General features: G+C 72.9%; 13 protein-coding genes. 6 read left to right on the top strand and 7 right to left on the bottom strand.

Going from position 1 to position 12,739, the window contains the following annotated elements; genetic code table 11:
- Positions 1-2 precede the first annotated feature (2 nt).
- The gene (locus tag FHX45_RS08565; RefSeq protein ID WP_167098420.1) at positions 3-1,217 is read left to right on the top strand and encodes a CynX/NimT family MFS transporter; all 1,215 of its coding nucleotides are present in this window, start codon (positions 3-5) and stop codon (positions 1,215-1,217) included.
- Positions 1,218-1,241: 24 nt separating this feature from the next.
- On the opposite strand, the gene FHX45_RS08560 is transcribed toward FHX45_RS08565, so the two are convergent.
- Together FHX45_RS08560 and FHX45_RS08555 are read right to left on the bottom strand one after the other, a co-directional pair.
- Entirely contained in the window at positions 1,242-2,633 is a 1,392-nt protein-coding gene (locus FHX45_RS08560) for a mycothione reductase (RefSeq protein ID WP_167098417.1), read from the bottom strand.
- 66 nt (positions 2,634-2,699) lie between these two features.
- The gene (locus FHX45_RS08555; protein ID WP_341771646.1) at positions 2,700-3,539 is read right to left on the bottom strand and encodes a M15 family metallopeptidase; all 840 of its coding nucleotides are present in this window, start codon (positions 3,537-3,539) and stop codon (positions 2,700-2,702) included.
- 165 nt (positions 3,540-3,704) lie between these two features.
- Between FHX45_RS08555 and FHX45_RS08550 the strand changes: the two genes are divergently transcribed.
- Both FHX45_RS08550 and FHX45_RS08545 read left to right on the top strand, forming a co-directional pair.
- The gene (locus FHX45_RS08550; protein ID WP_167098414.1) at positions 3,705-4,514 is read left to right on the top strand and encodes a S1 family peptidase; all 810 of its coding nucleotides are present in this window, start codon (positions 3,705-3,707) and stop codon (positions 4,512-4,514) included.
- Positions 4,515-4,524: 10 nt separating this feature from the next.
- Positions 4,525-4,971: a GNAT family N-acetyltransferase gene (locus tag FHX45_RS08545; RefSeq protein WP_167098409.1), complete on the top strand. Its 447-nt coding sequence runs from the start codon at positions 4,525-4,527 to the stop codon at positions 4,969-4,971.
- Here FHX45_RS08545 and FHX45_RS08540 read toward each other — a convergent pair.
- Complete coding sequence (locus FHX45_RS08540; RefSeq protein WP_341771395.1) at positions 4,937-6,109, bottom strand: 8-amino-7-oxononanoate synthase; 1,173 nt, start codon at positions 6,107-6,109, stop codon at positions 4,937-4,939. The genes FHX45_RS08545 and FHX45_RS08540 overlap by 35 nt on opposite strands.
- Before the next feature lie 45 nt (positions 6,110-6,154).
- Here FHX45_RS08540 and FHX45_RS08535 point away from each other — a divergent pair, with 45 nt between their 5' ends.
- On the top strand, positions 6,155-6,874 hold the full coding sequence (locus tag FHX45_RS08535) for a PIG-L deacetylase family protein (protein WP_167098404.1): 720 nt from the start codon (positions 6,155-6,157) through the stop codon (positions 6,872-6,874).
- On the opposite strand, the gene FHX45_RS08530 is transcribed toward FHX45_RS08535, so the two are convergent.
- Positions 6,871-7,464, bottom strand: coding sequence for a dihydrofolate reductase family protein (locus FHX45_RS08530; RefSeq protein ID WP_167098401.1), 594 nt, complete (start codon positions 7,462-7,464; stop codon positions 6,871-6,873). The two genes, FHX45_RS08535 and FHX45_RS08530, sit on opposite strands and share 4 nt — an antisense overlap.
- Positions 7,465-7,559: 95 nt before the next feature.
- On the opposite strand from FHX45_RS08530, the gene FHX45_RS08525 reads away from it, so the two are divergent.
- Positions 7,560-8,060: a winged helix-turn-helix transcriptional regulator gene (locus FHX45_RS08525; RefSeq protein ID WP_167098398.1), complete on the top strand. Its 501-nt coding sequence runs from the start codon at positions 7,560-7,562 to the stop codon at positions 8,058-8,060.
- An 86-nt stretch (positions 8,061-8,146) separates the two neighbouring features.
- On the opposite strand, the gene FHX45_RS08520 is transcribed toward FHX45_RS08525, so the two are convergent.
- Both FHX45_RS08520 and FHX45_RS08515 read right to left on the bottom strand, forming a co-directional pair.
- The gene (locus FHX45_RS08520) at positions 8,147-9,517 is read right to left on the bottom strand and encodes a DEAD/DEAH box helicase (protein WP_167098395.1); all 1,371 of its coding nucleotides are present in this window, start codon (positions 9,515-9,517) and stop codon (positions 8,147-8,149) included.
- Between the two features lie 214 nt (positions 9,518-9,731).
- Entirely contained in the window at positions 9,732-10,658 is a 927-nt protein-coding gene (locus FHX45_RS08515; protein WP_167098392.1) for an RIO1 family regulatory kinase/ATPase domain-containing protein, read from the bottom strand.
- Between the two features lie 223 nt (positions 10,659-10,881).
- On the opposite strand from FHX45_RS08515, the gene FHX45_RS08510 reads away from it, so the two are divergent.
- Positions 10,882-11,967: an NAD(P)/FAD-dependent oxidoreductase gene (locus FHX45_RS08510; protein WP_167098389.1), complete on the top strand. Its 1,086-nt coding sequence runs from the start codon at positions 10,882-10,884 to the stop codon at positions 11,965-11,967.
- On the opposite strand, the gene yaaA is transcribed toward FHX45_RS08510, so the two are convergent.
- Positions 11,954-12,685 carry a peroxide stress protein YaaA gene (gene yaaA / locus FHX45_RS08505; protein WP_167098386.1) on the bottom strand — a complete coding sequence of 244 codons (732 nt, stop codon included), beginning with the start codon at positions 12,683-12,685 and terminating at the stop codon, positions 11,954-11,956. The two genes, FHX45_RS08510 and yaaA, sit on opposite strands and share 14 nt — an antisense overlap.
- Between the last annotated feature and the right edge of the window lie 54 nt (positions 12,686-12,739).

Genomic DNA, 12,739 nt, shown 5'->3' with positions numbered 1-12,739 from the left:
CCATGACGGTCCACGATGAAGCCTCGGTGCAGGAGCACAAGCCCGTCGCCGCGCACCGGGTGCTCATCGGCACCGGCCTGCTGGCGGTGGCCGTCCTGCTGGCGGCGCTGAACCTGCGCCCCGCGGTGACCAGTGTCGGCTCGGTGCTCGACGAGATGCGCGACACGCTGGGCGCTTCCTCGACGTGGGCAGGTGCGCTGACGACGGTGCCCGGACTGTGCTTCGCGTTCGCCGGGCTGACCGCGCCCGTGGTCGCGCGGCGCCTGGGTATCGCGGCGGCAGTGGCGCTCGCGCTCACGTTGCTGGCGGGCGGCCTGGTGCTGCGGGTGCTCGACGGGCCGCTGGTCGTCCTGGGCGGCACGCTGATCGGCACCGCCGGGATCGCGCTGGCGAACGTGCTGATCCCGGTCGTGGTGAAGGAGTCCTTCGCCACCCGGATCGGCCTGATGACCGGCCTCTACACCGGTGCGCTGCAGGCCGGCGGGGCACTCGGCTCGGCGCTGACCCCGCCGATGGACAGCGCGTTCGGCGGCTGGCGGCCCGGGCTCGGCAGCTGGGCGGCACTCGCGGCCGCGGCGCTCGTGCTGTGGCTGGCGGCCGCGCGCACCCGCCCGGGCGGACCGGCGTCCGGCGAGCACACCGCGAACGCCCGTTCGCTGTTCCGCAGCCCGCTCGCGTGGATCGTGACGATCTTCTTCGGCATGCAGTCGTGCCTGGCCTACATCGTGATGGGCTGGCTGCCGCAGGTGCTGATGGATGCCGGGGTCAGCCGCGGGGACGCCGGGCTGATGCTGGGCCTGGTGTCGCTCCTCGGCCTGCCGATCAGCCTGGTCGTGCCGCCGCTGGCCGCCAGGCGGGGCAGCCAGAGCGGGTGGATCGTGCTGCTCGGGGTGTTCGGCGTCGTGGGCGTGGCCGGCCTGATGATCGCTCCGGCCGCCGCACCGCTGGTGTGGTCGATCTTCCTCGGGATCGGCATGGCGGTGTTCTCGCTGGCGCTGACCACGATCGCGCTGCGAGCCCGCACGGGTGCCGAGACGGCCAAGCTGTCCGCGATGGCGCAGGGGATCGGCTACCTGCTGGCCGCCGTGGGACCGTTCCTGTTCGGCCTCCTGCACGACGTGACGCACGGGTGGACCGTGTCGTTCGCGATGCTGCTGGCCGTCGTGGCGCTCCAGATGGTGTTCGGCTTCTTCGCGGGCCGCCCGCGCTACGTCTGAGCACCGGCGGCCCCGCCTGCCTGACTAGAGCGGCAGGTTCAGCAGCGCGTTCTCGATCAGCTCGGGCATCGCCGGGTGGATCCAGTACTGGCCGCGTGCCATGGACCTGGCGTCGAGGCCGAAGCTCATCGCCTGGATCAGCGGCTGGATCACCGTCGGCGCCTGCGGGCCGATGATGTGCGCGCCGATCAGCTGCCCGGTGTCCGGGTCGGCGAGCAGCTTCGCGAACCCGCTCAGATCCTCCATCGCCCACCCGTAGGCGATCCCCGCGTAGTCCTGAGTGGACGTCACGTACCGCACGCCCCGTGCTTGCGCCTGCTGCTCGGTCAGGCCGACCGACGCGATCTGCGGCGAGGTGAACACCGCGTGCGGCACGAACCGGTGGTCGGCGGTCATCGGCTCGTCCGGGTGCAGCAGGTTGTGCTGCACCACCCGCGCCTCGTGGTTGGCGACGTGCTTGAGCTCGTAGGGCGAGGAGATGTCACCGAGCGCGTAGATCCCCTCCACGACCGTCTGCTGGTGGTCGTCGACCACCACGTGCCCGTCCTCGGTCGTGGTGACCCCGGTCGCGGCCACGTCCAGCAGGTCGGTGTTCGGCCGGCGCCCGATCGCGATCAGCAGTTCGTCCGCCGTCACGGTTTCCGCGCCGTCCGGGCCCTCCAGGTCCAGCGCCACCCCGGTGCCGGAGGGGCGGACCCGCACCGTCTTGCGGTCCAGCCGGACGTCGTACCGCTGCGCGGCCAGCTCGGTGAAGCGCTTGCTGATGTCGGAGTCCTCGCTGCGCAGCAAGGCGCCGGACCGGGCGATCACCGTCACCTCGACGCCGAACGAGCGGAACACGTGCGCGAACTCGGCGGCGACGAACCCGCTGCCGAGGATGACCATCCGCGCGGGCAGGGTGTCGAGCCGCATCACCGTGTCGGAGGTGTGGTAGCGGACGTCCTCCAGCCCGGGCAGGTCCGGCACCACCGCCCGCCCGCCCGCGGCGAGCACGAACCGGTCCGCGGTCACCACCTCGTCCGGCCGCCCGTCCGCGAACGACACGGTCAGCTCCTTGCGGCCGGTGAACCGCCCCTGACCCTCGTACACGGTGACGTTGGCGTTGTCCTCGTGGTTGCGCCGGTACTCGCGCCCGCCCGCGGCGATCGGGTCGATGCGGCCGAAGATCCGGTCGCGGACGTCGGTCCAGCGCACCTTGTCCAGCGTTTCGTCCACACCGAAGCGGCTCGACACCGCCGGCGTCGCGGCCAGGTCCGCGGTGTGCACGAACATCTTGGTCGGGATGCACCCGACGTTCAGGCACGTGCCCCCGAACACGCCCTTCTCGACGATCGCCGTCCGCCAGCCGGCGAACCGGGAATCGAGGATCGAGTTCCCCGAGCCGGTCCCGATGATCACCAGGTCGTAATGCGGCACGTGTCCAACCTCCCAAAGCGGTCCGATCGGGTACAACCGGTTCGGACCCGGAATCTGTTCCCGTTGCTACCCGCCGGTGGCCGTGAAGTGCATCCGGTCCGTCGGCTCCCGCCAGGCCCCGCCCCAGCTCCACCCGATCGCGGCGAAGGCCCGCACGGTCGCGTCGCCCGCTTCGACCATGCCCGGCCGTACCCACGACCGGTCCAGGTAGGCCGAGGACAGTTCCGGCAGCACCAGATCACCCTTGGTGTAGGGGTTGCAGAACGGGTCCAGGTCGATGGCCAGGCCGTAGGCGTGCGCGGACCAGTTCGTCTGGCCCCGGACCGGGCGGCACACGAAGGCGCTGGTGTTGTTGCCGTCCCCGGTCGGGGGCGCGTCCAGCTCGGCCGGGGAGGTGACCCGCATCTCCTCGATGGCGAACCGCGCCTGGAACAGCTGCCCGAACACCCGCGTCACGGGTTCCGCCACCGAGGCGTTGACCAGCATCTCACCGGTGTGCGCCCGGCCGTCGAAGCCCCAGAAGGACATCGTCAGGTACCGCAGCCCGGACGCGGGAACCGGGCACGCGGACTGCCAGGTGCTGCGGGCCAGCACGTCCGGCGGGACCGGGCGGATCGTGGCGGCGTAGCGGCCGTCGGCGGGCGGCGGGAGGAAGTCCTCGGTCGGCAGGCGGCGGTCGCGCAGCGCGGCCGGGGTCGGGCGGATCTCGCCGAAGCCGTCCGGCCTCCGGGGCAGCGGCGTGGCGCCCACCTGCCAGGACGGGGGAGCGGTGGAAGTGGTGGTGCCGGGGGCCGGCGGCGGCGTGGTGGTCGTGGTCGCCGGGAGCTGGGGCGAGGGCACGGGCGGGGGCGGCGGCCCGGGCGGGGCGCCGCACGCCACGAGCCCGAGCGCCAGCAGCAGCGCCACGATTCCACGCACCCGTCCAGCTTCCCAGACGAAGTATCACCCGATCCGGTGACACGGGTCCGGGCGCTTGTCCATTACTGTATGTGCGGCAATCTCACGGTCCGGAGTCGGCCGGCGACGAGATGTGCCACCGGGGGACCACCAGCCTTCTCGAAGGGAGCGCGCATGGCGAAGCACCGTCGACGCGACCGCAAGTTCCGCCTGGCGCTGACCGCGGCGATCGCAGCCGCCGCCTTCCTGCCGGTGGCCGCGGTGGCCATGCCGAGCAGCGGCGCCCGCCCGAACATCGTGGGTGGCAGCGAGGCGTCCATCGGCAGTTACCCGTACGCGGTGTACCTGACCGACAAGAGCGGCAACCAGTTCTGCGGCGGTGTCCTCGTCAGCTCGACGGCGGTCGCGACGGCGGCCCACTGCGCCAAGGCCGTGCAGCGGTCGGACCTGCGGGTCGTGGCCGGCCGCCAGGACAAGCGCACGAACGACGGCAAGGTCGTGCCGGTGCGTGAGGTGTGGGTGCCGGACTCCTTCTCCGATCCCGGCAAGGGCGACGACGTCGCGGTCCTGAAACTGGCCCAGAGCCTGCCCTACCGGCCCGTGAACCTGCCCGCGGACGACTCGCTCTACGCCGAGGGCACGCAGGCGACCGTGCTGGGCTGGGGCCGCACCGCCGACGGCGGCGCGCGTTCGGACTACCTGCGCAAGGCCGAGGTGCCGGTGATCGGCGACGCCGGCTGCGCGGCCAGCTACTCCAACTACGACTCCCGCTCGATGGTGTGCGCCGGTTACCCGCAGGGCCAGGTGGACGCGTGCCAGGGCGACTCGGGCGGCCCGCTGGTCGTCGGCGACACGCTGATCGGGCTGGTGTCGTGGGGCGACGGCTGCGCGCGGCCGGGCAAGCCGGGCGTGTACACGCGGGTGCTGACCTACGCCGGCGAGATTCGCAGCGAAGCCGGGTCGTCGCGGCTCGTGTTCTGGTAGTCAGGAGTTCGTGAACCCCGACAGCGGTGTCCGCGGAACGGACCTCACCACGCAGCAGCTGTACGACATCCTCCGGCTCCGGGTGGATGTGTTCGTCGTGGAGCAGAACTGCCCGTATCCGGAGCTGGACGGCCGGGATCTGCTCCCGACGACCCGGCACTTCTGGATCGAGGGGCCGGACGGCGTCGAGTCCTACCTCCGCGTTCTCGACGAAGGCGACGGGGTCCAGCGCATCGGCCGGGTCGTCACCGCGCAGCGGGCGCGGGGTCGGGGGCTCGCCGCCCGGCTCATGACAGCGGCGCTGATTTCGGTCGGCGACGCCGACAGCGTGCTCGACGCCCAGACCTACGCCCGCGGCTTCTACGAGAAGTTCGGCTACGTCGCCGAGGGTGACGAGTTCGACGAGGACGGCATTCCGCACATCAGGATGCGACGCCGGCTGGTGCCGACTCGCTGATCACCTTCACCGCGGTGTCCACATCGGACTCCGCGAGGTCGGCCCTGGCGGTCAGGCGCAGACGGGACACACCGTCGGGGACCGACGGCGGCTGGAAGCAGCCGACCAGCACGCCCTGCTCGGCGCAGTGGCCCGCCCACTCGGCGGCCGCCTCGGCCGAGGGCGCCTGCACCGACACGACCGCGGCCTCCGGGCTGCTCACCCGCAACCCGGCCGTGCGGAGCCCGTTCGCCAGCGTCACCGCGTGGGTGCGGGCTTTCTCCGGCAGGCCGGGCTCGGACTTGAGCACCCCGAGCGCGGCCAGCGCCGCCGCCGCGCCGGCCGGGGCGAGGCCGGTGCCGAAGACGAAGCTGCGGGCCGTTTCGGCGAGGTGGCGGATCACCCGGCGCGGCCCGAGGACGGCGCCGCCCTGCGCGCCGAGGGAGTGGGACAAGCTGATCGTGGTGACCACGTCCGGCTCACCGGCCAGCCCGGCCGCGTGCACCCCGCCCCGGCCGCCGTCGCCGAGCACCCCGAACCCGTGCGCGTCGTCGACCAGCAGTGCCGCGCCGTGCTCGCGGCACGCCCGGGACAGCTCGCGCAGCGGGGCGAGATCGCCGTCGACCGAGAACACCGAATCGGTCACCACCAGCGCGCGAGGCTTGCGGCGCGTCGCGAGGGCGTGCTCGACCGCAGCCGGATCTCCGTGGTTGACCGCGGCGACATCCGTGCGGGACAGCCGGCAGCCCTCGATCAGCGAGGCGTGGACGTGCTTGTCGCTGACGATCGCCGATTCGGTGCCGGACAGCGCGGTCACGGCGCCCAGGTTGGCCGTGAACCCGGAGGAGAACACCAGCGCGGCCTGCGCGCCGCAGAACCGGGCCAGCTCGTACTCGAGTTCCGTGTGCAGCTCCGTCGACCCGGTGGTCAGCCGGGAACCCGTCGCGCCCGCTCCCCAGCGCAGCGCGGCCGCGGCGGCCGCACCGGCCACCCGCTTGTCGCGGGCCAGGCCCAGGTAGTCGTTCCCGGCGAGATCCAGCTCCCTGGAGGTGGCTCCGCGCGGCCGCAGCCGGCGGGTCAGTCCGGCAGCAGCGCGCTTCTCCGCCGCGACGTCGAGCCAGTCGAAAACCTGCCCTGGGGAGGGTGCCGGTACGTTCACGTGACGCAGTGTCGCACCGCACCCGGGCCGGACAGTGGAGGGGCCATGACCGAGACGAGACCGGCCGCGATGCCCGAGAACTGGAACCGGGCACTCGCGGTGGTCGCCCATCCCGACGATCTCGAGTACGGCACCGCCGGGGCGATCGCGCGGTGGACGCGTCAGGGGAAGTCCGTGGTCTACCTGCTCGCCTCGCGCGGCGAGGCCGGGATCGACAGCATGCCGCCCGAGGAGGCCGGGCCGCTGCGCACGCGCGAGCAACTGGCCGCGGCCCGGGTCGTCGGCGTCGAGGAGGTCGAGTTCCTGGACCACCCGGACGGCCTCATCGAGAACGGGATCCCGCTGCGGCGCGACATCGCCGCGGCCATCCGACGGCACCGTCCGGAGCTGGTCGTGACGATCAACCACCGCGACACGTTCGACGGTGGCGGGTTCAACATGGCCGACCACCGCCACGTCGGCGCGGCGACGCTGGACGCGGTCCGGGACGCGGCCAACCGCTGGCTGTTCCGCGATCTGGGGCTCGACCCGTGGGGCGGCGTGCGGTGGATCGCGGTGAGCGGTTCGCCCGCACCGACGCACGCCGTGGACATCACCGGCACGTTCGACCTGGCCGTCGCTTCGCTGCGCGAGCACAGGGCGTACCTGGCCGCACTGGGCGGCGACATGGCCGAACCCGAGCCGTTCCTGCGGCGGTTCGCGGCCGCCGCGGGTGAGTCGATCGGGGTGCCGCTCGCCTGCACCTTCGAACTGTTCGAGGTCTAGCGCCGGATGCGGTAGGTCACGTGGATGGCGCGCGCCCCGGTGCGTGACGAGGTGGCCTCCAGGTCCAGACCGCGCACGCCCGCGAAGAGCCGTTCGCCCTCGCCGAGCACGATCGGGGCGATGTGCAGGCGCAGCTCATCGAGCAACCCCGCGGCCAGGAACTGGTTCACGGTGGACGCGCCTCCGGCGATCGAGACGTTCCGGTCCCCGGCCGCGGCGCGGGCCTGCGTCAGCGCGGACTCGATGCCGTCGGTGACGAAGTGGAACGTCGTGCCGCCCGCCATGACCACCGGCTCACGCGGGAAGTGGGTCAGCACGAACACCGGCCCGTGGTACGGCGGCTCCTCGCCCCACCAGCCGCGCCAGTCCTCGTCCCACTCGCCGCGAACCGGGCCGAACATGTTGCGTCCCATGACGAACGCGCCGGCGTCCACGATCGTGTCGGCCTCGGCCCGGTTGTCCGCCGCCCGCTCCAGGTGCCACTCGTGCAGGGCCAGACCACCTTCGCCGAGCGGGTTCTCCCGGCTCTGCCGCGGCCCCGCCAGGAACCCGTCCGCCGACACGCTCAGATTGCTGTACACCGTGCTCATCATCGCCTCCTGCACTGATTGCGAGTTGCAACCGGTTTTGGGAACTGTAAGGCACGGAGAACCGGTTGTAAACTGCAAGCGGAAGGGGGTGGGATGTGACGGACGAACGCCGGTCGGGCTGCCCGATCAACCTCTCGGTCGAGGTGCTGGGGGACAAGTGGTCCCTGGTGGTCATCCGGGACATGATGTTCGGTAACCGGCGCCACTTCCGCGAGCTGCTGCACAACTCGGAGGAGCGGATCGCGTCGAACATCCTCGCGTCTCGGTTGCAGCGGCTCACGCGGCTGGGCCTGGTGACGCGTGCCCCGGACCCGGCGCACAAGCAGAAGGTGATCTACAGCCTGACCGAGCCGGCGATCCAGCTCGTGCCGATCATGGCCCACCTCGGCGCGTGGGGCCGCCGGCACCTGCCGGTCACCCGGGAGCTGGCCGTCCGGGCCGAGCTGCTGGAGCGCGGCGGCCCGGCGCTGTGGGACGAGTTCATGGACGAACTGCGCGAGCAGCACCTGGGGATCCCGCGCCCGGCGGGCCGCGAGTCGGTGTTCGCCGAGCTGCGTGCCGCCTACGCCGCCGCACTCGCCGAACAGCCCGCCTGAGGGTGGGTCGAACCCCAGCCCGGCACAACCCGCAACGAAAACCGCCGCGGCCCGGATCGGGTCGCGGCGGTTCTCAGTGCACCGGGTCAGCCGGCGGACGGCGTGCTGCGGCGCGGGCCGCGGCTCGGACGCCCCTGCCGGTATCCGCCGCTGTGCCCACGGTCGCGGTCGCCATAGCCACTACGGCGCGGGCGCTGCGGCCCACCGAAACCACGCGCGCCACTTCGCCGCGGCGCGGTGTCACGCGGACGTTCGACCACCGGAACACCGCTCGGCTCGCGGGCGCCGGTGATGTCGGCCAGCTTCGCGTCACCGGGACGGACCACCAGCTGGTCGGCGCGGACGCCGGCCTGGTCGGTCATCCGGCGCACGGTGCGCCGCTGGTCCGGGGTGATCAGCGTGACGACCGTGCCGGACGCCCCGGCACGCGCGGTGCGGCCGGCGCGGTGCAGGTAGTCCTTGTGGTCGGCCGCCGGGTCGACGTGCAGCACCAGGCTGACGTCGTCGACGTGGATGCCGCGAGCGGCGACGTCCGTGGCGACCAGCACCGTGGTGTGGCCGTCGCGGAAGTCCTGCAGGACCCGGTTGCGCTGGCCCTGCGACTTGCCGCCGTGCAGCGCACCGGCCCGCACCCCGCGCTCACGCAGCCGGTCGGTCAACCGGTCGACGTGGTGCTTGGTGCGCACGAACATGATCGTGCGGCCTTCGCGGGCACCGATCTCGGTGATGACGGACTGCTTCTCCTGGCGGGAGACCTGGAACACGTAGTGGTCCATCGTGTCGACGCTGGCCGTGGCCGGCGCGACCGAGTGCTCCACCGGGTCGTGCAGGTAGCGGTTGACCAGCTGCCCGACGTCACCGTCCAGCGTCGCGGAGAACAGCAGCCGCTGCCCGTCCGCCGGGGTCAGGTCCAGGATCTCCCGGACCTGGGGCAGGAAGCCCATGTCGGCCATCTGGTCGGCCTCGTCGATGGCGACGAACTGGACCTCGCCGAGGTCCGCGGTGCCCTGCCGGACGTGGTCCGACAGACGGCCCGGTGTGGCGATCAGCAGGTCCACGCCGCGGTGCAGCGCGTCGGCCTGCCGGGGGAAGGCCATCCCGCCGACGGCGGTCCGGCACCACAGGCCCAGCGCGCGGGCCAGCGGGGTGAGCGCGTCGCTGACCTGGAGGGCCAGCTCGCGGGTGGGCACGAGGACCAGGCCGCGGGGCTTCCGCGACCGGGCCTTGCCGCCGTCGAGGCGGGCCAGCAGGGCCAGCCCGAAGGCGAGGGTCTTCCCGGACCCGGTCTGCGCCCGGCCGAGCACGTCGCGCCCGGCGAGCGCGTCCGGCAGGGTCGCCGACTGGATCGGGAAGGGTGCGTCGATGCCGGCCTTGCGCAACGCGCCGAGCAGTGGCTCGGGCAGGTTCAGGTCGGCAAACGACTGCACGGTGGAAGTGGACTCAAGGGTGATGCTCACGCACTGCCTCTCGGACGTGGTGGTACGTCGCAAGGGAGGCCCGGTGTGCCTGCGCGCAGGCAGGCGGAAGAACAAGTTCGGCGGGCTTTCACATGGACGAACCCGGCGCGGCTGCGCCATCGGTGGTATGTCCGCGTCCCAGGAAGGGGGCGACCCGAATTCACGTCGCCCGATTGCGGACTGTGATCACACTACCTGAAGACCGGAGCGGCCTTCACGTCAGCCCCGCCCGCTCCCGCAGGTCTGCGGCCGTCTCATCGGTCTCCACCTGCAGTCCTCGTGCCGCGAACCACGCGGCGATGTTGCGGACGTCACGGGTGAGGAACTCGGCTCCGCCCGGATTCGCCACCACATCGACCACTTGCGGCAGGTCGATCAGCACGATCCGGCCGTCGCGGACGAGGATGTTGTAGGCGGAGAGGTCGCCGTGCGCGAGCCCTTCCGACGCCAGGGCGTCGAGCGCTCCGAGTGTCTGGAACCACAGGTCGCGCAGTTCGTCCGGCTCGGGCCGCAGCTGGGCCAGGCGCGGCGCCGCGGTGCCGTCGGCGTCACCGACGAACTCCAGCAGCAGTTCCGTGCCGTCCCGCTGCACCGGGTACGGCACCGGCGCGCCCATGGTCCACAACCGACTGAGCGCGGCGAACTCGGCGGCCGCCCACTGCTCGGCGATGAGGTTGCGGCCGAACGACGTCCGCTGTGCGATGGCCCGGTTCTCCCGCGACCGCCGCATGCGCCGGCCTTCCAGGTAGCCGGAGTCGCGGTGGAACTGGCGGTGCTCGCTGGAGCGGTAACGCTTCGCGGCGAGCAGGCATTCCGGGCCACCGCCGGGCAGGCCCCGGCGCAGCAGGTGCACGTCGGCTTCCTTGCCGGTCTTGAGGACACCGAGCTCGGTGTCGACGGCGGCCAGGTCGGTGACCACCCACACCGGGTGCGGGCGCGGTCCGTGCTCGGCGCTGTCCCAGGTGGAGTAGCGGTCGGCGCCGCCCGGGATCTCGGGCTCGGCGTAGGCGTCCTCACGCAGGCGGGCGAGCCGCTCCCGCTCGCCCTCGGTGAGGCGGCCACGGCGGACCGGGTTGATCTCGTCGTCGAACCGCGAACGTCGGCGACGGGGCGTGAAGTCTTCGAAATCGTGCTGGCGCACTGGTGGGTCTCCTGGATGCGGTTGCCCCACCGGCGCCGGGATCAGGCGGGTGGGGCGGGACGGGTGGTGAAGACGGTGAAGACGGTGACGGCACAGCCCGGGACAACGACCGACACGACACACCTCCTTCGCTCACCACCGGGCCCAGCGCACCGGCGTGCGCATGATCCTGCCCGCGGCGCAACCGCGGCCGCAACCGGTTTTCTCGGGCAGACTGACGGGCATGCGCGTCATCGTGATCGGGTCCGGGATTGCCGGGGCGAGTACCGCACACCAGCTCGCTCGTCGCGGCGCCGAGGTGGTCGTGGTCGACGCCGCCCGCGAGGGAGTGGCGACGTCCGCCGGTGCGGGGATCGTGTGCCCGTGGACCAGCCGCCGGGGCGACGACGAGTACCGGTTCGCCGCGTCCGCGGCGGCCTACTACCCCGAACTGCTGGCCCAGCTCGCCGAGGACGGTGCGGGGGACACCTCGTTCGAGGTCGTCGGCGGCATGGTGGTCTCGGCCGACGAGGCCGAACTGGACGAGGCGTACCGCCGGGTCGGTGAGCGTGCCGCCGGCCAGCCGGCCGCGGGCGAGGTCACCCGGCTCGATCCCGCGCAGGCCCGCGAGCTGTTCCCGGCCCTGGCGCCCGAGCTGGCCGCCGTGCACGTCTCCGGCGGCGGCCGGGTGGACGGACGACGCCTCCGGCAGGCGCTGCTCGGCGCGGCGGTGACGCGGGGCGCGCGGATCGTCGCGGGAGCGGCGGAGCTGACGCCCGGCGGTGTCCGGGTCGCCGGTGAGGAGCTGGGCGCCGACCGGGTCGTCGTCGCGGCGGGCGCGTGGACCGGTGAGCTGCTGCCGTCGGTGCCGGTGGCGCCGCAGCGCGGCCAGATCAGCCACTTCGAGCTGCCCGGGGTGGACACCGCGCACTGGCCGGTGGTGCTGCCGGTGTCCAGCCACTACCTGCTGGCCTTCCCCGGTTCGCGGGTCGTGGCGGGCGCCACCCGCGAGACCGGTTCCGGCTTCGACCACCGGATCACCGCGGGCGGCCAGCGGGAGGTGCTCGACCACGCGCTGACCGTCGCGCCCGGGCTGGCGGAGGCGACCCTGCTGGAAACGCGGATCGGGTTCCGGCCGGCCTCGCCGGACGGCCTGCCGCTGCTCGGGCCGCTCGAGGACCGCCCGGACGTGCTGCTCGCCACCGGCTTCGGTCCCGGCGGGCTCACCGTGGGACCGTTCGCCGGACGGCTCGTCGCCGCCCTCGCGCTCGGCGAGGAGGTGCCGGTGGACCTGGCGCCCTACCGGCCGGACCGGTTCACCGGTCGGTGACCAGCTCCAGCTCCTGCTCGCCAACCCGGTCCAGGGTGATCCCGGCGCGCTCGGCGGTGCCGATCAGCCCCTCCACTGTGGAGGGTTCGCGCCCGGCGGTCGCCAGCGCGGCGGCGAGCTTTCCCTTGTACGCCTTGTTGAAGTGACTGACGGTCTGACCGCTCGCCGAGACCACGCGGACGGTGATCGCGTGCGGGACGCGAGCCAGCGCGGCGTACGCGCCGGAACGCAGATCCACGACCAGACCGTCCACTTCGGCCAGTGCGGGTTCGAGCACCGGGCGCCACAGCGAGCGCAGGCTGCCCAGCGCGGGCAGTGTGGTGCCGCCGGAGAGCCGGTAGGCCGGGATGCGGTCGGTGCCGCGGGCGACACCGAACAACGCCGAGGCGACCGCGAGCCGGCGATCCGCCCTGGCCCGGGCCGCGGAACGCAGCGAGGCGTACCCGAGTGCGTCGTAGAGCACCCCGGTGTACCGCTCGAGCGCGGGCAGGGTGGGCGCGGTCCACAGCGCGGCGTTGCGCGCCACCTCGTCCACCTGCCTCGCTGACAAACCGAGGACCTTCCGGCTTTCCGGAACGTTGCCCGCCAGGTCCGTCAGCGCGTCGGCCAGCTTGCGGCGCAGCGGGTTCAGGTCGGGAAACGACAGCGCGCCGAGATCCAGCGGCGGCCCGTCCCCACCGGCGGCCTTGGTCTCCGAAGGAGGCAGCAGCACCAGCACGGCAGCAGGGTAACGCGCGTCCGCTGACCGCGGCGGGTCACCCGGTCAGCGGAC

The sequence above is a fragment of the Amycolatopsis granulosa genome, from assembly GCF_011758745.1.
In the GTDB taxonomy this organism is placed as follows: domain Bacteria; phylum Actinomycetota; class Actinomycetes; order Mycobacteriales; family Pseudonocardiaceae; genus Amycolatopsis_E; species Amycolatopsis_E granulosa.
The sequence above is the reverse complement of the archived record's forward strand: the minus strand, read 5'-3'. Positions and strand labels throughout refer to the sequence as shown.

Bases quoted from the DNA above. Each gene is read 5' to 3' on its own strand.
- FHX45_RS08565 (WP_167098420.1), top strand. From the start codon at position 3: ATGACGGTCCACGATGAAGCCTCGGTGCAGGAGCACAAGCCCGTCGCC.
- FHX45_RS08510 (WP_167098389.1), top strand. From the start codon at position 10,882: ATGCGCGTCATCGTGATCGGGTCCGGGATTGCCGGGGCGAGTACCGCA.
- FHX45_RS08550 (WP_167098414.1), top strand. From the start codon at position 3,705: ATGGCGAAGCACCGTCGACGCGACCGCAAGTTCCGCCTGGCGCTGACC.
- FHX45_RS08530 (WP_167098401.1), bottom strand. From the start codon at position 7,464: ATGAGCACGGTGTACAGCAATCTGAGCGTGTCGGCGGACGGGTTCCTG.
- FHX45_RS08535 (WP_167098404.1), top strand. From the start codon at position 6,155: ATGACCGAGACGAGACCGGCCGCGATGCCCGAGAACTGGAACCGGGCA.